We start from the raw sequence: 21,443 nt of genomic DNA, 5'->3' as shown, positions 1-21,443 counted from the left end.
CCCCGACCGCTGCCCGTGGCGCGGCCGTGCCGGTGGCGTGCATGACCCGGCCGTAGAGCGCGCCCTGTACAGGCGGCTCCACGGCCGGAGTCGTCGGCTCCGCGCCTTCGTATCTCGGCGTTGGCACCGTGCACGCCGTCAGCATCAACACCAGCAGAATCCCCCAGAAACGCATGGGCGGACCGTAGCGAGGAATGCGGCCGGGCGAGTCATGATCCGAGATGTTCGAGCGTCGCGGCCAGAGCCTTGACGCCTTCGTCGACATCGGACTGCTCGGCGAACTCCTCCGGCGCGTGACTCACGCCGGTGGGGTTGCGCACGAACAGCATCGCGGTCGGCACGTGCGCGGCGAGGATGCCCGCGTCGTGACCCGCACCGGTCGGCAGTGCCGGAACGCCGCCGAGCGCTCCGGCGATGTCGTCTCTCAGCTGGGTGTCGAAGTACACCGTGTCGCCGTACGACTCCTCGGTGATCCTGAGTTCGCACCCCTCCTCCTCGGCGGCTTGGTGTGCTGCCTCGGAGATCTCGGCGACCATCGCGCGGGTGCGCTCGTCGTCGGTGTCGCGCGCGTCCAGCCAGACGTCCACAGTGGACGCGATGACGTTGGTGCCGCCGGGGTTGGGAACGAGCCTGCCGACCGTCGCCCGGCCACCTCCGCGGGCCGCTTTCCGGGCTGCGAGTACGAGTTGCGACGCCGGGAGCATGGGGTCTCTCCGGTCTTCGATCAACGTGGCGCCGGCGTGGTTGCCCTCGCCCGCGAACGTGAACCGCCACCGGCCGTGCGCCAGGATGCTGCTCGCGACGCCGACCGGGACCGTCAGGCCACGGCCCTGCTCGACGTGGAGCTCGACGAACTGGCCGATCCTGTTGAGGGTTCTGGTGTCCTTGCCCGCCAGGTCCGGGTCGTAGCCCGCGGCCTTCATCGCCTCGGCCAGCGTGATGCCGTCCGGGTCCTTGAGGTTGAGGGCCTTGTCCGCGTCGATGGCACCGGTGAGGAGCCGGGACCCGAGGCACGCGACGCCGAACCGGCCGCCTTCCTCCTCGGCGAAGACCGCGATGGCGAACGGCCTGTTCGGCGTGAACCCCTTGGCCTGCAGGAGATCCACGGCCTGCAGGGAGCTGGTCACGCCGAGCGGGCCGTCGAACGCGCCACCGCCGGGAACCGAGTCCAGGTGGCTGCCGGTGACGAGCGCGTTGTCGCCACGCTCACCCCACCACGCCCAGAGGTTGCCGTTCTGGTCGGTCTCGACGTTCAGGCCGCGCTTGACGGCCTGCTCGACGAACCAGTGCCGGAGCTCCAGCTCGGGCTTGGCGTAACCGTGGCGGGAGTAGCCGCCGCGTTTGGGGTCCCGCCCGACGTCCGCGATCTGCTCCAGCATCAAGCCACCACCGGCAGGCTCACGCAGGGGTCCCCTCCAGGGGGTCCCCCGATTTCAATTGTCCCAGCGAGGTCTGACAATTCTCAGCCCTCCATCGGGATGCGCACGCCCTTGTCGGCGGCCACGGACTTGGCCTCGTCGTACCCGGCGTCCACGTGCCGGATGACACCCATGCCGGGGTCGTTGGTCAGCACGCGCTCGATCTTCCGCGCGGCCAGCTCGGTGCCGTCCGCGACCGTCACCTGACCGGCGTGGATCGACCGGCCGATGCCGACGCCACCACCGTGGTGGATCGACACCCAGGTCGCGCCAGAAGCCGTGTTGACCAGCGCGTTGAGCAGCGGCCAGTCAGCGATCGCGTCGGAACCGTCGGCCATCGCCTCGGTCTCGCGGTACGGCGAGGCCACCGAGCCGCAGTCGAGGTGGTCGCGACCGATCACGATCGGCGCGGACAGCTCGCCCGACGCCACCATCTCGTTGAACTTGAGTCCGGCGAGGTGCCGCTCGCCGTAGCCGAGCCAGCAGATGCGCGCGGGCAGGCCCTGGAACTCGACGCGCTCACCGGCCATCTTGATCCACCGGTGCAGCTGCTCGTTCTCCGGGAAGAGCTCGAGGATCGCGGCGTCGGTCTTGGCGATGTCGGCCGGGTCGCCGGACAGCGCTGCCCAGCGGAACGGGCCCTTGCCCTCGCAGAACAGCGGCCGGATGTACGCGGGCACGAAGCCGGGGAAGGCGAACGCGCGGTCGTAGCCGCCGAGCTGGGCCTCGCCGCGGATCGAGTTGCCGTAGTCGAACACCTCGGCGCCGCGGTCCATGAAACCGACCATCGCCTCGACGTGCGCGGCCATCGACTTGCGCGCCCGGTCGGTGAACTCCTCCGGCTTCGCGGCGGCATACGACGCCCAGTCCTCCAACGCCACGCCCACAGGCAGGTACGCCAACGGGTCGTGCGCGGAGGTCTGGTCCGTCACGATGTCGACGGCGACCTCGCGCCGCAGCAGCTCCGGCAGGATCTCGGCCGCGTTGCCCACGACACCAACGGAAACGGCCTCGCCGGCGGCCTTCGCGGCCAGCACGCGCTCGATCGCGGAGTCCAGGTCAGCCGCGATCTCGTCCAGGTAGCGAGTCTCCAGCCGACGCTGTGCCCGGTGCGGGTCGACCTCGATGCAGAGCGCGACGCCCTCGTTCATCGTCACGGCGAGAGGCTGCGCGCCACCCATGCCGCCGAGTCCGGCCGTCACCGTCAGAGTGCCGCGCAACGTGCCACCGAACCGCTTCGTGGCGACGGCGGCGAACGTCTCGAACGTGCCCTGCAGGATGCCCTGGGTGCCGATGTAGATCCACGAACCCGCGGTCATCTGCCCGTACATCGTGAGGCCCTCGGCCTCCAGGCGGCGGAACTCCGGCCAGTTCGCCCAGTCCGGCACCAGGTTCGAGTTCGCGATGAGCACGCGCGGCGCCCACTCGTTCGTGCGCATGACGCCCACCGGACGGCCGGACTGCACGAGCAGCGTCTCGTCGGCTTCGAGGTTCGCGAGCTCGCGGGAGATCGCGTCGAACGACGGCCAGTCGCGCGCGGCCTTGCCCGTGCCGCCGTAGACGACCAGGTCCTCGGGGCGCTCGGCGACGTCGGGGTCGAGGTTGTTGTGGAACATCCGCAGTGCGGCCTCGGTCGACCAGTTCTTCGCGGTCAGCTCGGTGCCTCGGTCAGCGCGAACGACGTTCTGTGCGTCCTTCATCTACAGAGCTCCACTTCGAATCAGGGCCTCGGCGGCGGCGATCTCGGGTGCGAGGTGGCGGTCGGGACCGGGTCCCTGGACCGTCTCGCGCAACTTCGCCACGGCGGCAGCCGTCGCGGGGGCGGGCTTGAGGGGCGCGCGCAGATCCAAAGCACGCGCGGCGGTGAGCAGTTCGATGGCCAGCACGGTGGTGAGACCGTCGACGGCCCTGCGCAGCTTGCGGGCAGCGGACCAGCCCATCGACACGTGGTCCTCCTGCATCGCGGAGGACGGGATCGAGTCGACGGACGCCGGCACCGCGAGCCGCTTGAGCTCGGACACGATCGCCGCCTGGGTGTACTGGGCGATCATGTGGCCGGAGTCGACGCCGGGGTCGTCGGCGAGGAACGGCGGCAGGCCGTGCGAGCGCGAGACGTCGAGCATGCGGTCGGTGCGGCGTTCGGCGATCGAGGCCACGTCCGCGAGCGGGATGGCCAGGAAGTCCAGCGCGTAGGCGACGGGCGCGCCGTGGAAGTTGCCGTTCGACTCGACCCGGCCGTCCGCCAGCACCACGGGGTTGTCGATCACGGACGACAGCTCGCGGTCGGCCACCGTCGCCGCGTACGCCACGGTGTCGCGGGCCGCGCCGTGCACCTGCGGGGAGCAGCGCAGCGAGTACGCGTCCTGCACGCGGGTGCAGTCCGGGCCGCGGTGCGAGGCGACGATCTCGGAGTCTCGCAAGAATGCGAGCATCCGAGCAGCTGACAGGTTCTGGCCGGGGTGCGGGCGCAGCGCGTGCAGCTCCGGCTCGAAGACGCGGTCGGTGCCGAGCAGCGCCTCGACGCTCATCGCGGCGGTGAGGTCGGCGATGTCGAGCAGTTTGGTCAGGTCGGCGATCGCGAGCGACAGCATGCCGAGCATGCCGTCGGTGCCGTTGATCAGCGCGAGGCCTTCCTTCTCGGCCAGCTGCACGGGTTCGATGCCGGCTTCCGCCAGTGCCTCGGCGGCGGGAACGAGCTCGTCGCGGGCGTTGCGGACCATGCCCTCGCCCATCAACGCCAGCGCGCTGGCGGAGAGCGGTGCCAGGTCACCGGAGCAGCCCAGCGAGCCGAACTCGTGCACCACGGGGGTGATGCCGGCGTTCAGCATGCCCGCCATTGCGTCCACAGTGGACAGCCGGACGCCGGTGTGGCCGGTCGCGAGGGTGCGCAGCCGCAGCAGCATCAGCGCCCGCACGACCTCCCGCTCGACCTCGGGACCGGAGCCGGCGGCGTGGCTGCGGATCAGCGACCGCTGCAGCTGGGCACGGCGGTCCGGCGGGATGTGCCGGACGGCGAGCGCGCCGAACCCGGTCGAGACGCCGTAGGTGGGGCGTTCGGCCGTGGCGAGCTGTTCGATGTGGCCGCGGGCGGTGGTGACCGCCTCACGGGCCGCCTCGGTGATCTCCACCGGGGCGCCGTCGCGGGCGACGGCATGAACGTCCTCGAGGGTCAGAGGCTTCGGACCCAGCTCCACCGGTTGTCGCATGCAGACATCACAGCGCTCCGGGGCCGACTCAGCGACCCCGGAGCGCGGATGCGTGTCTGGGATGCCAGACAGCGGGCCTAGAGAGGCTTGCCGATCCAGCTCGTGTCAGGAGAGTCCACGAGCTCGACCTTGTTCACCGCTTCCAGCACGGTGTCGCTGTACGACTCCGCGGTCGCCCAGATCCACACGGAACCGTCGAACACCGCCACGCCGTTGTCGGCGCGAAGGCCCTGCCTGCCGCGGACCGCGATCTGCTGCGTCTGACCGAGGAGCTGCGGCGCCGTCGTCCCGACGTGCACGCTGACCTGGTTCTTCCAGTTCGTCATCGCTTCCCACGTGTCCGCCGCGGTGCCCCACATGTGGTCGGCGAACCTGCCGTCGAGCTTGAACGGCGGCTTGTACGCGATCTTGGCGTCGGCGCGCACGGATTCGGCGACCTGCAGCGCGACCGCCTGCACGTCGTCCACTCCGCGCACCTCGACGCTGAGGATGTCCTGCGCCTTCCACACCACGCGGGCGGTCGAGCCCGGCGACTGGCCCTGGCCGGTCCGCACCCAAGCCTTGAGGCCGCGGACGGTCGCCTCGCTCCAGCCGGAGCTGACGTCCGGCATCTCCGCGCTGGTGCCGATGACCACGGTCGGGCGGCCGTCGGTGAACGGGTAGCCCTGGTCGCCCTTCGGCACCCACACGCGGGAGACCTGGTCGTTCGTGCCGCGGAAGTTCTCGACGAAGCCGTTCGGCAGCCAGTGCGGCGCGTATTTGAGCGCGACGGCCTGGCCGTTGCCCGGCATGAGCACGGCGGCCGCGTCGTTGCCCTTCGGGGGTGCGTACCGGTCGCTCGCGATGACGCCCGCGAAGATCAGGACCGCGACGGCGGCCATGCCGGCGGTGGCGATCATGAAGACGTTGCGGTGCCGCTTGCGCTTGCGCCGCAGCGCGTTCAACGTCGGCCCCGGATGCGGGGTGCGTTCGGCGAGCTTGCCGAGCGCGTCCTTGACGAGCTGTTCGGTGTCGTTCACGACAGGCCCTCCCCGAGCCGCAACCCGACACCAGCGGGCTCCGGCGTGTGGTCCAGGCGGAGTGTGGCCAGCGCACGCGAGATGTGGCTGCGCACGGTTCCCTCGGCACAACCGAGCATCTGTGCGATCTCCGAGTCCTCGTAGTTCTCGTAGTAGCGGAGCACGATCGCGGCCCGCTGTTTGCGGGGCAGCTTGGCGATCCGCTGCAACATTGCTTCCCGCTCGTCGTAGTGGTGCGTCGTGTCTCCGACGGGCGGGGTGACGGACTCCAGCGTCGTCATGCAGAGGGCGACGTCCTTCGCAGCCCTGCGGCGGCGCCACGAGAGGTACTCGTTGGTCACCATGCGCTTGACGTAGGCGTTGGGGAGGTCGACTGAACCGATGCGATCCCACTTCTGCTGCGCGCGCAGCAGCACTTCCTGGACCACGTCCTGGGCCAGGTGCGGGTCACACGTGAGCACGGTGGCATAGCGCAGCAACGGGGTCACCTGTTCTGCCACGAAGTCATCGAAACTCGGTGTCAATCCCGACCCCCTTCAAAACCGTCACGCCACTCCAACGCACGTGCGGGCTGTTCTGTTGAGTGTGCACTGATGGAGGAACGGCGTGGGGTGCATCACGTGGGAAAATCACTGTTGTGGGCAGCAGCAGTGACGTTCCCGCACTGCGACGCGGACTCGCGGTGCTGCGGTTGCTGGCGGGCAGACCGGGACCGGTCTCCGCGGCGTCAGTGGCGCGCGAGCTGAATCTGCCCAGGTCAACGACGTATCACCTGTTGTCGGAGCTGACCGAGGCCGGCTTCGCGACGCACTTCCCGGAGGAGAAGCGGTACGGCCTGGGCGTCGCCTCCTTCGAACTCGGCTCGGCGTATCTGCGGCACGACCCGCTGGAGCGCCTGGCCCGGCCGTTGCTGCGCAAGCTCGCGGACCGGATGGAGAAGGTCGCGCATCTGGGCGTCCTGCACGGTGCCGAGGCCCTGTACCTGGTGCGGGAGCAGCCCCGGCAACCGCAGACGATCGTGTCCGACGTCGGTGTCCGGTTGCCCGCGCACCTGACCGCGTCCGGGCGCGCGATGCTGGCGCACGTACCTCCGGCACAGGTCAGAGCCCTGTTCCCGTCGGTCGCCTCGTTCGTGGACCGAACCGGCCGGGGACCGCACAACCTGCCTGCGCTGCGCCGGTTGCTCACCAACGAGCGCCGTCAGGGCTGGGCGGTCGAGGACGGCTTCGTGACCGCGGGGTTCGCGTCGGTGGCGGCGCCGGTGTTCGACCACGGCGAGCGGCCGATCGCGGCCATCACGCTGACGTTCCGCCACCTCTGCGACACCCCGTGCGGCCAGACGTGGCCCGAGCTGGCCAAAGAGGTGCGCAAGGCGGCCGATGAGCTGACCACGCGCATCGGCGGGCACGTCGTCACTTAGTAGCCATATACATAGTAGCCATGTACCGTATCCGCCATGAGCAGTGCGGAGTTCTCAGCTGGGCACCTCGTGTGGCGACTGGCGATGAAGTGGCGGGTTGCCGTTGACCGCGCGTTGGACCCCCTCGGGCTGACGCACGCGCAGTACGTCGTGCTGGCTTCCTTGTTGGCTTTGGACCGTCCGTCGCAACGCGAACTGGCCGACCACACGGGCCTTGAGGCGCTGTACGTCTCGAAGCTGGCGCGCGCACTCGAATCCTCGGGGTTCATCTCGCGCGCACGGGATGCCGTCGACACACGCACTGTGCGGCTGTCGCTGACCGCGCATGGACGTACGACGGTTGAGCCCGCCGTGGCGCTGGTCAGCTCGTTGCTGGACCGGTTGCTGGAGCCGCTGGGTGACCGCGCCGACGCCTTCTCCCGCGAGCTCGTCGCGCTGCTCGCCGTCTCGCTTGACTAGAGGAGTCCCGATGCCTTCCATCCCAGTCCTCGACTCGACCATGCACTACTCGTCGTCCGGCTCCGCGCCGTTCGTGTTCCTGCACGGCAACCCGGGCTCATCGCACTCCTGGCGCAACGTGCTGCCGGAGCTGGGCGGCCTGGCACCTGACCTGATCGGCATGGGCCGCTCCGGCAAGCCGGACATCGCGTACTCGTTCGCCGACCACGCCCGCCACCTCGACGCGTGGTTCGACGCCTTGGGTCTGGACCGCGTGGTGCTCGTCGGCCACGACTGGGGCGGCGCGCTGGCCTTCGACTGGGCCGCTCGGCATCCCTCGCGCGTTGCCGGTATCGCGTTCTTCGAGACGATCGTGAAGCCGATGACCGGTTCCGAACTCCCGTCGCCCGCCCAGGAACGGCTGCGCAGGTTCCGCGCTGCCGAGTCGCTGGACGACGACGGGTTCGTGCGCCAGGCGTACACCGGCGGTGTGCGCACGCCCGTGTCGGACGAGGACATGGCCGCGTATCTGGCGCCGTTCCCCGACACGTCCAGCCGACGGCCGGTGCTCGCGTGGGCGCGGCAGATGCCGTTCGACGGCGAGCCTGCCGAACTGATCCAGCGCATCGAGGCCTACGACGCGTGGCTGGCCGAGTCGCAGGTGCCCAAGTTGCTGCTCACCTTCGAGGGCTCGCCGACGTTGCTGATCGGACCACAGTTGCGCACTTGGTGCGAGCGGAACATCGCCGCGCTGGACGTCGTTTCCGTTGGTGAGGCAGGACATCACGCGCAGGAGGACCGGCCGAAGGAGATCGCCGCCGAGGTCGCCGCTTGGGCGGAGCGCCACGGCCTGATTGCATAGCGCGCATGGGGGTAACAATCGAGGAGCTGGATTTCGCGCAGGCGTCGGAGGAAGACCGGCGCGGCCTGTACGACGTCCGATCAGCCTGGACCGAGGTACCACTGGTGCCGTACGACGCCTTTGCCGCTCACTGCTCGGTACGCCGCCCGCGGGTTCCGGGTCGTCACCTCCATGACGAGTCAACGGCTGGCGCTCGCCGAGCTGCCGGAGGTCGCCGAGCTGCCACCCGGTTATGAACTGGTCACGTGGAAAGGCGCGGTACCGGAGGAGTTCATCGAGGCGTACGTCAAGGGGCTCAACGCGGTCGCGGACGCGCCGTTCCGCGAAACCGCCCTCGACCACGCGTACAACACAGTCGAGAGCGTCCGGGAAGACACGGCCGACCGGTGGGTCGTTCTCCTGCTGCACGAAGGCGAAGTCGCCGGTGTCACGGTGGTCGAACAGGACCCCGCGGTGGCGAGCGCGGCCGAGCAGCTGCACACCGTCGTGCTGCCGGCGCATCGCGGCAAGGGACTGGGCCGGCTGATCAAGGCGCGGATGCTGCACGACCTGACCGGCGTCGAAGAGATCCACACGCGCACCAGCAGCGACAACGAACACATGCTCCGCGTCAACCACTCACTCGGTTACACAGACATCGACACCTACCTGGCCGTACAAGCAAAAACCGCTGACCTTCAGCCGTAAAACGACTGCGGGTCAGCGGTTTTCAGAACTCGATCAGATGCCCGCGGAGGCGAGCCACTCCTTGGCGACCTTCTCCGGCTCCGGCTTGTCCGGCGCCGACAGCTTCTGGTTCAGGTCCAGCAGCGTCTTCGTGTCGATCTTCTTCGCGATGGCGTTGAGGGTGTCGCGAACCTGCTGCGACGCCTTCTTCTCGTTGACCAGCGGCAGCACGTTCTGCGCGGCGAACACGTTCTTCGGGTCTTCCAGCACCACGAACTCGTTCGCCTTGATCGCGGCGTCCGTCGTGAACAGGTCGGCCGCCTGCACCGTGTTGTCCTTGAGGCCCGCGACGGTCAGCGGGCCGCCGACGTCGAGCGACTTGAACTGCTTGAACTCGCAGGAGTACTTGGCCTTCAGGCCGGGCAGGCCGTCGGGGCGGTTCTGGAACTCCGCCGGGCCGCCGAAGACGAGGTCCTTGCAGTACGGGACGAGGTCGTCGATCGACTTGAGGCTGTACTGCGCCGCGATCTGCTTGGTGACGACGACCGCGTCCTTGTCCTCCGCGGAGGACTTGTCGAGCACGGTCAGGCCCTGCGGCAGCGACTTCTTCAGCGCCGTGTAGACCTCGTCGGAGCTGACTTCCTGGGCTTCCTTGTTGACGTGCTTGAGAAGCACGCCGCTGTACTCCGGGATCAGGTCGATCGAGCCGTCCTGCACACCCTTGAAGTACAGCTCGCGGTTGCCGATGTTCAGCCTCTTGGAGACCTTGACGCCCTTGGCCGCCAACGCTTGGGCGTAGATCTCGGCCAGCACGGTCGACTCCGGGAAGTTGGCGGAGCCCACGACGATCGTGTCCGTCGGGGCCGGGTTGTTGTTGCCGCCCTGCAACGGGTCACCGCCGCACGCCGACAAGAGCATCACGGCAGCGACAGCCGTGGCGATGCGCTTCATTTCGTTCCTCCGGTTCCCACTGGACGCAGCCCTGGCGAGACCGTCAGCCGTTGCAGGCCGGCGAACCCCAGGTCGACGAGAACGGCGAGCAGTGCCACGAGCACCGCGCCGGCGAGCATCTGTCCGAACTCCTGCAGGGCGAGGCCGTCGAAGACGAACCTGCCCAGACCACCGGCGCCGGTGTAGGCGGCGATGGTGGCGGTCGCGACCACTTGCAGTGCGGCGCCGCGGAAACCGCCGAAGATCAACGGAAGCGCGTTCGGGATCTCCACCTGGAGCAGCACTCCCGACTCGCGCATGCCGACGCCTCGGGCCGCGTCGACGGTCACCGGGTCCACCGCGCGGATGCCCGCGTAGGTGCCCGCCATGATCGGCGGAATCGCCAGCAGCACCAGCGCGACGTACACCGGGAAGTCACCGAGACCCGCCCACAGCACCACGAGGATCAGCACCGCGGTGGTCGGCAGCGCGCGCAGCACGTTCGAGAGCCCGACGATCAGGAACCCGCCTTTGCCGGTGTGGCCGACGAAAGCGCCCAGCGGGATCGCGATCACCGCGGCTATCACCAGGGTCAGCAGCGTGTAGCCGAGATGTTCCAGCAGCCGCACCGGGATCCCGGTCGGGCCGGACCAGTGCGCGGGTTCGAAGAGCCAGCCGCCCATTCAGCTCACCTCCCCGCCCTTGCCCACGGCGTGAGCACTCGACCGATCAGCAACAGCAACCCGTCCGCCAGCGCCGCGACCACGACCGTCCCGATGAGACCCGCGAAGACCTTGGCGCTGTTGTCGGTCTGGTAGCCCTCGGTGAAGAGCTGCCCGTAGCCGCCGAGGCCGACGAGCGCGCCGACGCTCACCATGCTGATGTTCGACACCGTCGCGACCCGCAGACCCGCGATCGTCACGGGCAACGCCAGCGGGAAGTCGACCGTGAGGAACCGGCGCAGCGGCCGGAACCCCATCGCGTTCGCAGCGGCGGTGACGTGCCCCGGCACCGCCGACAGCGCGTCGGCGACCGAGCGGACCATCAGCGCGACCGTGTAGATGGTCAGCGGCACGATGACGTTGATCTCGTCGAGGATCTTCACGCCGAGCAGCACCGGGGTGATCACGATCAGCGCGATGGACGGGATCGTGAACAGGATGTTGGCCAGCGGGAAGAGGATCGCGCGCGCCGTGGCCGACCGGCTCGCCACCCACCCCAGCGGGATGGACAGCACGAACCCGATCAGCACCGGCACGACGGAGAGCCGGAGGTGCACCACGGTGACTTCCCAGAACCTTTCCCAGTTCTCGAAAATCCAGGTCACTTCGGGACCTCACCCGCCGCGCGGGCCTTCGCGAGGGCCTTGATCACGTCGTCCGCCTTGACCACACCGGTCACCGCGCCCTGGTCGTCGACCACCACGCCGAGCGCGGACGGCGAGCTGAGCGCCGCGTCCAGCGCACCGCGCAGGGTGCCGCCGTCGTAGAGCGAACCCCCGGAGATGAGGTGCTGGTCGCCGACCTCGACCTCACCGTCCACACCGGACAGCCAGCCCTTGGGGCGGTTCGCGTCGTCGACGACGAGCGTCCAGTCCGTGACGGTGACCCGCTCACCGAGCTTGGCGGTGGTGATGGGGTGCACGGGCACGTCGGCGTGCAGGAACGTGAGCGTGCGGTAGCCGCGGTCCCTGCCGACGAACGACGCCACGAAGTCGTTGGCGGGAGCGGCCAGCAGTTCTGTCGGCTTCGCGTACTGCGCGAGGTGCCCGCCCGTCTGGAACACCGCGACGCGCTCGCCGAGCTTCAGCGCCTCGTCGATGTCGTGCGTGACGAACACGATCGTCTTGTCGAGTTCCGCCTGCAGGCGAAGGAGTTCGTTCTGCAGGTCTTCCCGGACGACGGGGTCGACCGCGCTGAACGGCTCGTCCATCAGCAACACCGGCGGGTCGGCCGCCAACGCCCGGGCGACGCCCACGCGTTGCTGCTGACCGCCGGACAGCTGAGCCGGGTACCGCTTGCCGAACGCCGGGTCGAGCCCGACGATCTCCAGCAGCTCGGCCGCACGGGTGCGCGCCTTGCGTTTGTCCCAACCGGACAGCAGCGGCACGGTCGCGACGTTGTCCAGCACGGTCCGGTGCGGGAACAGCCCGGCCTGCTGGATGACATAGCCGATGCCGCGGCGCAGCGTCGGCGGGTCGACGGACAGGACGTCCTTGCCGTCCACCAGGATCGTGCCCGACGTCGGGTCGATCATGCGGTTGACCATGCGCAGCGACGTCGTCTTGCCGCAGCCGGAAGGACCGACGAACACCGTGATGGTGCCCGCCTCGACCGTGAGGTCGAGCTCGTCGACAGCGATGGTCCCGTCCTCGAACCGCTTGGTGACGGCCCGGAACTCGATCACCCTTCGGATCCCTCCGGTCGTGACGGCCACCCCGTTTGGGCCGCCCTGGATGTAGATCCCAGAGACCTTAACTCGTTCGGCGTACCCCGGCACAGCGTTCCACCATGTGACTGGCCGTATGGTTTAGCGCTTGTGACGATCGACCAGGTTCGCCAGTTGGTGTCGGAGCGCGGGGTACACGCCCGCAAGCTCCGCGAAGTGTTGTCCCTGCTCAGCGAGGACTGGCACCCGCTGGCCGAGCTCGTGCGCCTGCCCGCCGTACCCCGCCGCACCGTCCAGGACCTGCTCAAGGCCCTCGGCGACGACGCGGAATCTTCAGACGATCGTTACCGCATCGCGCCCGGCGTCGTGGCCTCCTACCGGTCGGAGTTCGGCATCTCGGGCGTGCGCGACCACAACGACGTGCTGAGGCAGATCCTCGTCGACATCGCCGACGTCCCGGCGCCTTTGTCCTCGTTGGACCACGTGCAGGCGACCGCGGAGACGGCGCTGAACCGCGCGGTGTGGCTGGATTCCGCCTACGACCTCAAAGGCAAGCGTTTGCTGTGCCTCGGCGACCACGACCTGACGTCGCTCGCCGTCGCCGCCGTGAATCCTCACGTCTCAATTGCGGTCGTGGATCTGGACGAGCGGCTGCTGGAGTTCATCGACTCCCGAGCCTCGACTCGTGGCCTCGACATCCGAACCTTGCACTGCGACATGCGTTTCGGGCTGCCCCAGTCGGTTCTCGAGTCGTTCGACCTCGTGTTCAGCGACCCGCCCTACACGCCGGAGGGCATGGGCCTCTTCGCCGGACGGGCGGTCGAGGCGCTCAGCGACGTGTCCGACGGCCGGGTGCTGCTCGCCTACGGCTTCTCCGACCGCACGCCCGCGCTGGGGTTGAAGGTGCAGCAGGAACTGCAGAAGCTGGGCCTGGTGTTCGAGGCGATCCTGCCCGCGTTCCACCGGTTCGACGGCGCCCAGGCCATCGGATCGGCGGCCGACCTGTACGTGTGCCGGCCGACCGGGAGGCGTGCGGTGTCCGGCGGCACCCGGATCTACACGCACGGCGCGCAGTCCGTGGAGTCCTCGGGCCCGTCTCGCGAGGCCCTTGCCGCCCTGTCGGAACTGGCGCCACGACCGGAGTCCTCACCGCCGCCGAAGCCCCGCGCGGCCGGGTGGGCCGAGCCCGTCGGCAAGGGCGCGGCGTCGCTGGCCGTTGACCTGTCAGCGGATCCGGGACCGTGGCTGCTGCGCACTCTGCTCGCCTCGTCTCCTGCCCGGCTGGCCTGCCTGGTGCCGAACAACCATCCGGCCGTGTCGTCCGAAGCCGGGCAGAAGGAACTGCAGGAGCTGGTGCGGACGCGGTTCAAGCTGAAGTTCCTGCGCAACAACCCAGATGGCAAGACGACGATCGTCGTCGCCGATCAAGTGCTGACCGGCACGCTGTCATTGGGCGACCGCGCGATCCGCGAGGTCCTCATGAAGGCGCACGGCAAGCTGCGCAACGTGTGGCGCGAGGCGTTGATCACGGCGTCGCAGGGGGTGCTGACCAAGAAGCAGGCTGCGGAGATCGTCGACAACGCGCGAACGTCATCGGACGACCTCGAACTGCGGTTGATCGACCTGCCGAAGCACCGGATCGCGGCGTTGCTGCCGGAGATCTCAGCCAGCGCGCGGTATGTGGAGCGGCCCGAGAGCTAGCCTGGTTCGGTGGCATTCGATGCGCGCGTGTTCCAGATCCTCATCGCCTCACCGGGTGACGTGGAGGCGGAGCGGGACATCATCACCGAGGTCATCCACGAGTGGAACTACCTCAACTCCAGCGAGAAGAGCATCGTGCTGCTCCCGCTGCGCTATGAGACCCACTCCTCTCCCGAGTTGAATGAACGCCGGCAGGGCAGGATCAACCGTGAGGTCGTCGACCACTGCGACATGGCGGTCGGCGTGTTCTGGACGAGGCTGGGCACACCCACAGGGGATGCCGAGAGCGGAACGGCCGAGGAGATCCAGCGGGTCAGCGACGCGGGCAAACCGGTGATGCTCTACTTCTCCCGGGAGCCGATCGCCCCGGACGAGCTTGACCCCCAGGAGCTCCACAGGCTGCAGGAGTTCAGGAAGACTTTTCCGTCAGGCCAGGTCGAGGACTACGCAACGACCGCCGAGTTCCGCGACCAATTCGCTCGTCACCTGGCGTTGAAGGTGCGGGAGCTCGTGGCGCGGGACACTGGAGACGAGAACCGCGACACCGATCTTCCGCAGCACACCGGGCTGGAGCTGAGGCTCGCGGAAGGAGATCCGCTCACGCCCCTGTCAGCGGAGGCGTTGATCGAGGTGGACCAGATCGTCTGCGTGGACATCGACGACATCCCCGACTACCAGCCGAACCTCGCTCGGTTCCAGGTTGGCGACGTGGTCAACGCGTACGTGGTGCCAGAGACCGACGAGACGATCAGGTTCGCCGCCCCCGGTGCCCCAGGCCCGGATTACCACCGCGTGCTCGTAGGCCTCCATCTGGAACAGAACACGCACCGAGCGTTCCGGCTCGCGCTGGTCAACACCGAGATGGACGGCGTCGAGCACCTCCACCTCGACATCGTCGTCACGTCCAGCACCAGTGACAACCAATTCGTCCGCGCTGAGAGCCCGCGGCCCGCCCTTGCCCCAGTACCTGGAACGAGACCGGACACCGTCGTCCAGGCCCACACCATCAGTGTGTTGAACCTCTACGAGCCACCCCGCGATCAGTTCGTTGTGCTGAAGCAGGAAGGTCCGGGCAGCGCGCTGATGGAACTCGACGTGCCCGTCGTGCACGCGGGCCGGACGATGTTCTCCCGCAACGAGTTCTGGTTGAAGGTGACCAAGCCGTCGGTGGTGACCCTCGACGCCACGGCGTACTCGTCGAAGTCGGCGCCGTTCGCGATGCAGACCACGCTGGAGGTCAAGGTCAACCGCCGGGAGATGACCTGGAGGGAGATCGTCGCCGAGTACCAGACCGACTAACCAGCCCGGGGGATGTGCAGGGGTCCCAACGCCAGAACGGCGCGGAACTCCTTGGGCGGCACCGGACGCGAGAACAACCAGCCCTGGTACGCGTCCACCCCGACTCCGCGCAGCACGTGGAACTGCGTGGCCGTCTCGACACCCTCGGCCACGCACTTGCGCCCCATCGCGCGAGCCATGTCCACGACGGCACGTGCGACGGCGAAGTCCGAGGAGTCGTTGCCCACGCCGGAGACGAAGCGGCGGTCCACCTTGATGATCTGCGCGGGCAGGTCCTTCAGGCGGGCCAGCGACGAGTAGCCGGTGCCGAAGTCGTCGACGGCGAACTGCACGCCGCGCTTCACCAGTTCGTCCATCGACTGGCGGACGCGGGACGGCAGGTCGACGAACGCGGTCTCGACCAGTTCCAGCACCACGCGTTCCCACGGGACGCCGGACTCCATGATCGCGGTCGACACGATGTCGACGAACTCCGGATCGCCCGGCACCAGGCCCGCCAGGTTGATCGCCACCGACACCGGGCGGCCGTCGGGCGCGGGCCAGGTCGCGGCTTCCTTCAACGCCGTTCGCAGCACCCAGCGGTCGAGCTCGCGCATCAGGTCACCCTGTTCGGCGACCGGCAGGAACACGTCCGGCGGCAGCAGGCCGCGGTCCGGATGCGGCCAGCGCACCAGGGCCTCGGCGGTCAGCACGGCGCCGTCGACGCCCACGACCGGCTGGAAGTGCAACGCCAGCCCGTCGTGCTGCAGGGCATCGCGCAGCTGGCCTTCGAGGTGCACCTGGCGGTCCGCGGAAGCGATCAACGCCGCGGAGGCCAGCGAAACCCGCCCGGCACCGTTGCGCTTCGCCTCGAACATCGCCGCGTCGGCGAAACGAAGCAGGTCCGCACCGTTGGCCCGCGAACCGTTCGGCACGGCAGCACCGATGGAAGCCGAGACCCGAACCAGCTGTCCGTGCACCGGAACGGCAGTGCGCAACAACGAAGCGACCCGCGTGGCAAGAGCATCCACGCCACCAACGGAGTCGATGTCCTCGCAGATGATCACGTACTCGTCGCCGGACAGACGTGCCGCGGTGCAGCCGTCGGGCAAGCCGCCCTCAAGCCGCCGAGCCAGCGCCACCAGGAGTTCATCGCCAGCGTCGTGGCCCAGAGAGTCGTTGACGCGCTTGAAGTTGTCGATGTCGCAGAAGAACACGGCGACCTTGGACCGGCCGGGCCCGTCCAGCAGCTTGCCGAGCATCTCCTTGACCAGAGCGCGGTTCGGCAACCCGGTCAGCTCGTCGTGCGTCGCCTGGTGCCGCAACGCCTCGGCGGTCCGGCGCCTCTCCGTGATGTCCAGGAACACGATCAGCCAGAACCGGCGGCCGTCGTCCTGCACCGACAACGCGATGTGCAGCTCGCAGTAGACCTTCTCGCCGTCCGGGCGGACCAGGATCCGCTGCGGGATCTTCTGCGTGCGCTCGGCGGCCCACTGCAGACCTGGTGACGTGTCCTCGGGGTGCGTGAGCTGCTCGGCGGTCATGCCGCGCAGCTGCTCCAGCTCCATGCCCAGCAGGTCGCACAGCGCGTCGTTCGCGTCGACCAGCCGCTCGCCCTCGTCGAACAACCCGATGCCGACCGGCGTCACGGACACGAGATCCGTGAAGCGCTGCGAAGAACGCTTCATGCGAGCCTCGGCGGCGCGCTGTTCGGTCAGGTCCTGGGCGGTGCCGACGGCGAGCTGCTTGCCGTGCGCGTCACGCACGATCATGCCGTGGCAGCGGAAGATCCGGGTGGAGCCGTCGCGGCGCACCACGCGGTGCTCGCACTGCACGGCGACCTCGTCGACGGCGAGCTGCCGCCACAGGTCGTCGACCCAGCCGCGGTCCTCGGGGTGCACGAGGTCGAGATAGGTCTGGTAGCTGCCCAGGACGTCGGCCGGGATGCCGTAGAGCTCGCGCAGCATGTCCGACCAGACGACGTCGCCGGTCGCCGGGTTCCACTCCCACATGCCGAGGCGCGCTGCCTGTTGCGCGTCGGCCAGTCTTCGGCGGTCCTCGCGCATCTGGCGTTCCAGAGCACGTGCTTCGGTGACGTCCTGGATGGTGCCGTGGTAGCGCTCCACCCGGCCGGAAGGCGAGATCTCGGCGCGCACGCGGCAGATGTAGACGCGGTCGCCGATCTCGCTGCGGACCTCGATCTCGATCGGGGCGTCGTCGGCGGTGTGCAGCAGCTGGTGCCGGATCTCCTTGACGGCTTCGCGGTCGTCCGGGTGCACGCCGCTCAGGAGGTCGTCGTCCGGGGTCATGCCGAGCTCGGCGTACATCTCCAGCAGCACCTCGCTGCGGTGCACCGCGCGCGTTCCGGTCTCGTACGCCCAGCTGCCGATGCGGGCGATGCGCTGGGCTTCGAGCAGCCGCGCGCGTTCCTGCGCGAGCTCGGTGGCCGCGCGCTTGGACTCGGTGATGTCACGGATGTAGCCGGTGATCTTGTCGAGCTGGCCGTCGTCGAGCAGACGAGCCTCGGCGACACCGCGGATCCACCGCAGCTGGCCGTCGGGCCGCACGATCCGGTACTCGATGTCGATCGGGTCGCCGGTGATCTCGCGGCCCTGCCAGTACGACTCGACGTAGTGGTAGTCGTCCGGGTGCACCACGTCCAGGACGGCCTGGGCGCCGGGCACGACCGCACCGCGTTCGACGCCGAGAAGTTCGTAGTGGGTGTCCGACCAGACGGTCAGGCCGGTCTCCGGGTCGTACTCCCACGAGCCCAGCTCCGCGACCCGCTGGACCTTGCGCAGCCGGCGCTGCTCGTCGCGCAACGCGTCGGCGGCCGAGGCGAGGTCGGAGACGTCGATCAGCAGAACGGCCTGCAGGCCGGTACCGGGAACGGCGTGCCTCGCGACGCGCACCGGCAGCTCGGAGCCGTCGCGGCGCAACAACCGCAGGTCAGCCTGGTTGCCGAGGAGCAGCTCACCCAGCGGGTGCCCGACGAGGTCGTCGGCTCCCTGCGCGCCGGCCAGCTCCACCGCAGCGGGGTTCGCCTGCATGACGACACCCTTGATGTCCACGAGCAACGACGGCGCGTCGGGCAGGGTCAGCCCGTCCAACGTCACCGGAGGCTTGCCAGCCGTCCGTGCACGGCCGTTCACCACCGTCGCGCGTCCTACCCACTTGGGCACCGGCCCACCCTCTCCCGCATTCGCCGCCCGCGGCAATTCGGGTGGACACGACAACGGCACCCGAACGGCGGCAAACACGAACCCTCTCCTCGGGTGAACACCCGAGGAGAGGGACGGTAGCGCTTCGGAGCGTCATCGCCCACCCCTGCACGGGTTAACGAAAAGCCACGTTCGTGGTTCCGGTACCCGGTACTTGCAAATGGGTGGCGAATATCCGGGCTGAATCAGGCCACGCCGTCGGCCTTTGCCGCGACCGCGACAGCCGCCGCGACCTCGGGTCCGACCCGCGGGTCCAGTGCGGATGGAACAATTCGGTCTGGGCCCAAATCATCTTTCGCAACGGCCAGAATGGCATCGGCGGCCGCGAGTTTCATGCCCTCGGTGATCCGTCGCGCACCCGCGTCGAGAGCCCCGCGGAAAATGCCGGGGAACGCGAGCACGTTGTTGATCTGGTTCGGGAAGTCGCTGCGGCCGGTCGCGACGATCGCGGCGTGCCGGGCCGCGACGTCCGGGTGCACCTCGGGGTCCGGGTTGGACAGTGCGAACACGATCGAGTCGTCCGCCATGCTCGCGATGAGGTCCTCGGACACCTTCGACGACGAGACGCCGATGAAGACGTCCGCACCGCGCAGGGCCACGTCGATGCCGCCGTCGAGGTTCGACTTGTTGGTGACGGCCGCGATCTCTTCCTTGATCGGGTTGAGACCCGACCGGCCGGTGCGGACGATGCCGCGCGAGTCGATCAGCGTGATGTCGCCGACGCCGGCGGCGAGCAGGATCTTGGCGATCGCGATGCCCGCGGCGCCCGCACCGGAGATGACCACCCGCTGGTCACCCACGTTCTTGCCGAGCACCGTGTTCGCGCCGTTCAACGCCGCGAGCGACACGACGGCCGTGCCGTGCTGGTCGTCGTGCATGACCGGGCAGTCGAGCGCCTCGATCAGCTTCTGCTCCAGCTCGAAGCAGCGCGGCGCGGAGACGTCCTCGAGGTTGACCGCGCCGAACGACGGACGCAGCCGGACGAGCGTCTCGACGATCTCGTCCACGTCCGTCGTGTTGAGCACGAGCGGGATGGAGTCGAGGCCGCCGAAGGTCTTGAACAGCGCGGACTTGCCCTCCATGACGGGCAGGGACGCGCTGGGGCCGATGTCGCCGAGGCCGAGCACCGCGGTGCCGTCGCTCACGACGACGACCAGGCGGTGCGCCCAGGTGTACTTCGCGGCGAGGGAGGCGTCCTCCGCGATGGCCTTGCTCACTCGTGCGACACCAGGGGTGTACGCGATGGACAGCGCTTTCGGGTCAGCGAGCGAGGCGGTCGCGCCGACCTCGAGCTTCCCGCCCAGGTGCGCGTTGAAGATCTCCTCGTCCGTCAGCTGCGTCGGATCGGAGTTCTCGGTACGGGCTTCGTTCACTGCTGTCACGGCGTCCCTCCTGCGGTGCGGGCGGCGTAGTAGCCCCGGACATGGGCTCATCACCAGACGGCGCACCGGCCCAGCGTTGTCACGCCGGGTACACGGGGCCTCGAAACTCGGTCGACGCCTCCGACGAGTTGCGTCGGAAAGTCGCCCGAGTGCTGCGGGTGACGGAAGTGTGGCAGGGTCGCGCGCTGCTGTCTGCGGCGGGGATCACACTTTTTCCGCAGGTCAGAGGGCATGTAGCAAGACGTCCGTCCGGTTTTCTGCACCGACCGGTCGGTTTATGCAGGCAGGAAGCACCCGATCGGTCAAGAAACTTTGACGCCTTAGAGTGACGGCATGCAGGCGAGTTCGCTGAAAATTGACGGTGCGTTCGAGTTCACCCCTCGATCATTTCCCGACGACCGCGGCGTGTTCGTCTCGCCGTACCAGGAGGCCGCCTTCATCGAGGCGGTCGGCCACCCGCTGCGGCTCGCCCAGACCAACCACAGCGTCTCGCGCGCGGGCACCATCCGCGGCATCCACTACGCGGACGTCCCGCCGTCCCAGGCGAAGTACGTCTACTGCCCGCGCGGCTCGCTGATCGACGTGGTCGTCGACATCCGCGTCGGCTCCCCCACGTTCGGCCAGTGGGAGGCCGTGCTGCTGACCGCTTCGAAGTGCAACGCCGTGTACCTCGCCGAGGGCCTGGGCCACGCCATGATCGCTCTCGAAGACGACACGACCATGAGCTACCTGTGCTCCACGCCGTACAACCCGTCCGGCGAGCACGGCCTGACGCCGCTCGACCCGGCGCTGGACCTGCCGTGGCCGCGCGAGCTGGAGTTCCTGCTCTCGGAGAAGGACAAGGCCGCGCCAACTCTGGCTGAAGCTTTCGAGGCCGGCACGTTGCCGCGCTACGAGGACTGCCTGGCGCTGTACGCCTCGCTCAAAGCCTGATCCTGGGCCTCGGCCATAGTCGAGCTTTGACGACTCCGAGCACTTCCGCAGGTCCGAGCTGCTCGGAGTCCGTGCTCGCGAACGGGTTGTCTCCCACCACGTGCCACCCGCCGTCCACTGGGTGGGAGGCACGCTTGACCGACAGCTGATCCGGCCTGCCGGCCCAGCGGACGAGGACCACCTGCCCGGCCGCGGGTTCCACACCCCATCTGACCAGCACGATGTCGTCGTCGCGCAGGGCCGGGACCATCGACGGCCCCTGCACGAGCACGGTGGAGAGACGCGGTCTCAACGATCACCCTTCGGTCAGCCGGAGTAGGGTCCTACCTGTCGGAGCATCCACTGTTTTTTCATTTCTGGGAGGAACGATGCGACTCGTGTCGCGCATTCTCCGCCCGCGCGTCGTTGCAACCGCGCACTGCGACCTGCCCTGTGGCGTCTACGACCCCGCGCAGGCCCGCATCGAGGCCGAGTCGGACAAGCCGGGCGATCACCGGGTCGGAGAGCAGCTCGCCACCCTGGCCGAGCGGCGACCAGGCCTCGGTCTGGATGCCGTGCTCGGCGTGGAAAGCACGCAGCTC

20 protein-coding genes are annotated in these 21,443 nt (G+C 68.7%); 8 read left to right on the top strand and 12 right to left on the bottom strand.

Features of this window, described 5'->3' with window-relative positions; translation table 11 throughout:
- Window positions 1-209: 209 nt before the first annotated feature.
- The 5 genes from ABZX92_RS37755 to ABZX92_RS37735 form a co-directional block, all read right to left on the bottom strand.
- The gene (locus tag ABZX92_RS37755; protein WP_355570258.1) at window positions 210-1,379 is read right to left on the bottom strand and encodes an allantoate amidohydrolase; all 1,170 of its coding nucleotides are present in this window, start codon (window positions 1,377-1,379) and stop codon (window positions 210-212) included.
- 83 nt (window positions 1,380-1,462) lie between these two features.
- Window positions 1,463-3,118, bottom strand: a complete 1,656-nt coding sequence (gene hutU, locus ABZX92_RS37750) for a urocanate hydratase (RefSeq protein WP_355570257.1) — start codon at window positions 3,116-3,118, stop codon at window positions 1,463-1,465.
- Complete coding sequence (hutH, locus tag ABZX92_RS37745) at window positions 3,119-4,624, bottom strand: histidine ammonia-lyase (protein WP_355570256.1); 1,506 nt, start codon at window positions 4,622-4,624, stop codon at window positions 3,119-3,121.
- 77 nt (window positions 4,625-4,701) lie between these two features.
- Entirely contained in the window at window positions 4,702-5,643 is a 942-nt protein-coding gene (locus ABZX92_RS37740) for a hypothetical protein (RefSeq protein ID WP_355570255.1), read from the bottom strand.
- Entirely contained in the window at window positions 5,640-6,167 is a 528-nt protein-coding gene (locus ABZX92_RS37735; protein ID WP_355570254.1) for a SigE family RNA polymerase sigma factor, read from the bottom strand. The genes ABZX92_RS37740 and ABZX92_RS37735 overlap by 4 nt, the downstream gene beginning before the upstream one ends.
- 113 nt (window positions 6,168-6,280) lie before the next feature.
- Here ABZX92_RS37735 and ABZX92_RS37730 point away from each other — a divergent pair, with 113 nt between their 5' ends.
- The 4 genes from ABZX92_RS37730 (at window position 6,281) to ABZX92_RS37715 (ending at window position 9,050) form a co-directional block, all read left to right on the top strand.
- On the top strand, window positions 6,281-7,063 hold the full coding sequence (locus tag ABZX92_RS37730; RefSeq protein WP_355570253.1) for an IclR family transcriptional regulator: 783 nt from the start codon (window positions 6,281-6,283) through the stop codon (window positions 7,061-7,063).
- 36 nt (window positions 7,064-7,099) lie between these two features.
- Window positions 7,100-7,522, top strand: coding sequence for a MarR family transcriptional regulator (locus tag ABZX92_RS37725; protein ID WP_355570252.1), 423 nt, complete (start codon window positions 7,100-7,102; stop codon window positions 7,520-7,522).
- Between the two features lie 10 nt (window positions 7,523-7,532).
- Window positions 7,533-8,363: a haloalkane dehalogenase gene (locus ABZX92_RS37720; RefSeq protein ID WP_355570251.1), complete on the top strand. Its 831-nt coding sequence runs from the start codon at window positions 7,533-7,535 to the stop codon at window positions 8,361-8,363.
- Window positions 8,364-8,534: 171 nt separating this feature from the next.
- Window positions 8,535-9,050 carry a GNAT family N-acetyltransferase gene (locus ABZX92_RS37715; protein WP_355570250.1) on the top strand — a complete coding sequence of 172 codons (516 nt, stop codon included), beginning with the start codon at window positions 8,535-8,537 and terminating at the stop codon, window positions 9,048-9,050.
- Window positions 9,051-9,083: 33 nt separating this feature from the next.
- On the opposite strand, the gene ABZX92_RS37710 is transcribed toward ABZX92_RS37715, so the two are convergent.
- Genes ABZX92_RS37710 through ABZX92_RS37695 form a run of 4 tightly spaced genes read right to left on the bottom strand, consistent with a single transcriptional unit; the run spans window position 9,084 to window position 12,365 of the window.
- Window positions 9,084-9,980 (bottom strand): ABC transporter substrate-binding protein, encoded by an 897-nt coding sequence (locus tag ABZX92_RS37710; protein ID WP_355570249.1) that lies wholly within the window; start codon window positions 9,978-9,980, stop codon window positions 9,084-9,086.
- The gene (locus ABZX92_RS37705; protein ID WP_355570248.1) at window positions 9,977-10,642 is read right to left on the bottom strand and encodes an ABC transporter permease; all 666 of its coding nucleotides are present in this window, start codon (window positions 10,640-10,642) and stop codon (window positions 9,977-9,979) included. The genes ABZX92_RS37710 and ABZX92_RS37705 overlap by 4 nt, the downstream gene beginning before the upstream one ends.
- A gap of 5 nt (window positions 10,643-10,647) precedes the next feature.
- Window positions 10,648-11,286, bottom strand: a complete 639-nt coding sequence (locus tag ABZX92_RS37700; RefSeq protein ID WP_355570247.1) for an ABC transporter permease — start codon at window positions 11,284-11,286, stop codon at window positions 10,648-10,650.
- Window positions 11,283-12,365 carry an ABC transporter ATP-binding protein gene (locus ABZX92_RS37695; RefSeq protein ID WP_355570246.1) on the bottom strand — a complete coding sequence of 361 codons (1,083 nt, stop codon included), beginning with the start codon at window positions 12,363-12,365 and terminating at the stop codon, window positions 11,283-11,285. The genes ABZX92_RS37700 and ABZX92_RS37695 overlap by 4 nt, the downstream gene beginning before the upstream one ends.
- Before the next feature lie 132 nt (window positions 12,366-12,497).
- Here ABZX92_RS37695 and ABZX92_RS37690 point away from each other — a divergent pair, with 132 nt between their 5' ends.
- Window positions 12,498-14,048: a bis-aminopropyl spermidine synthase family protein gene (locus ABZX92_RS37690; protein ID WP_355570245.1), complete on the top strand. Its 1,551-nt coding sequence runs from the start codon at window positions 12,498-12,500 to the stop codon at window positions 14,046-14,048.
- Between the two features lie 9 nt (window positions 14,049-14,057).
- The gene (locus tag ABZX92_RS37685; protein WP_355570244.1) at window positions 14,058-15,347 is read left to right on the top strand and encodes a hypothetical protein; all 1,290 of its coding nucleotides are present in this window, start codon (window positions 14,058-14,060) and stop codon (window positions 15,345-15,347) included.
- Here ABZX92_RS37685 and ABZX92_RS37680 read toward each other — a convergent pair.
- Together ABZX92_RS37680 and ABZX92_RS37675 are read right to left on the bottom strand one after the other, a co-directional pair.
- Entirely contained in the window at window positions 15,344-18,508 is a 3,165-nt protein-coding gene (locus ABZX92_RS37680) for an EAL domain-containing protein (RefSeq protein ID WP_355570243.1), read from the bottom strand. The genes ABZX92_RS37685 and ABZX92_RS37680 overlap by 4 nt on opposite strands.
- Window positions 18,509-18,732: 224 nt before the next feature.
- Window positions 18,733-19,881 carry a malic enzyme-like NAD(P)-binding protein gene (locus ABZX92_RS37675; protein ID WP_355570259.1) on the bottom strand — a complete coding sequence of 383 codons (1,149 nt, stop codon included), beginning with the start codon at window positions 19,879-19,881 and terminating at the stop codon, window positions 18,733-18,735.
- Window positions 19,882-20,262: 381 nt separating this feature from the next.
- Between ABZX92_RS37675 and rfbC the strand changes: the two genes are divergently transcribed.
- Window positions 20,263-20,862, top strand: a complete 600-nt coding sequence (gene rfbC / locus ABZX92_RS37670; RefSeq protein ID WP_355570242.1) for a dTDP-4-dehydrorhamnose 3,5-epimerase — start codon at window positions 20,263-20,265, stop codon at window positions 20,860-20,862.
- Here the strand turns inward: rfbC and ABZX92_RS37665 are convergent.
- The gene (locus ABZX92_RS37665; RefSeq protein ID WP_355570241.1) at window positions 20,852-21,154 is read right to left on the bottom strand and encodes a S24 family peptidase; all 303 of its coding nucleotides are present in this window, start codon (window positions 21,152-21,154) and stop codon (window positions 20,852-20,854) included. The two genes, rfbC and ABZX92_RS37665, sit on opposite strands and share 11 nt — an antisense overlap.
- Before the next feature lie 76 nt (window positions 21,155-21,230).
- Between ABZX92_RS37665 and ABZX92_RS37660 the strand changes: the two genes are divergently transcribed.
- Window positions 21,231-21,443, top strand: a 213-nt coding sequence (locus ABZX92_RS37660) for a superoxide dismutase [Ni] (protein ID WP_355570240.1), incomplete at its 3' end; no start/stop codon positions are given.

The organism is Lentzea sp. NPDC006480, from assembly GCF_040611995.1.
Taxonomy (GTDB): Bacteria; Actinomycetota; Actinomycetes; order Mycobacteriales; family Pseudonocardiaceae; genus Lentzea.
Note: the sequence above shows the minus strand (reverse complement) of the source record. Positions and strands in the feature narration are given on the sequence as shown.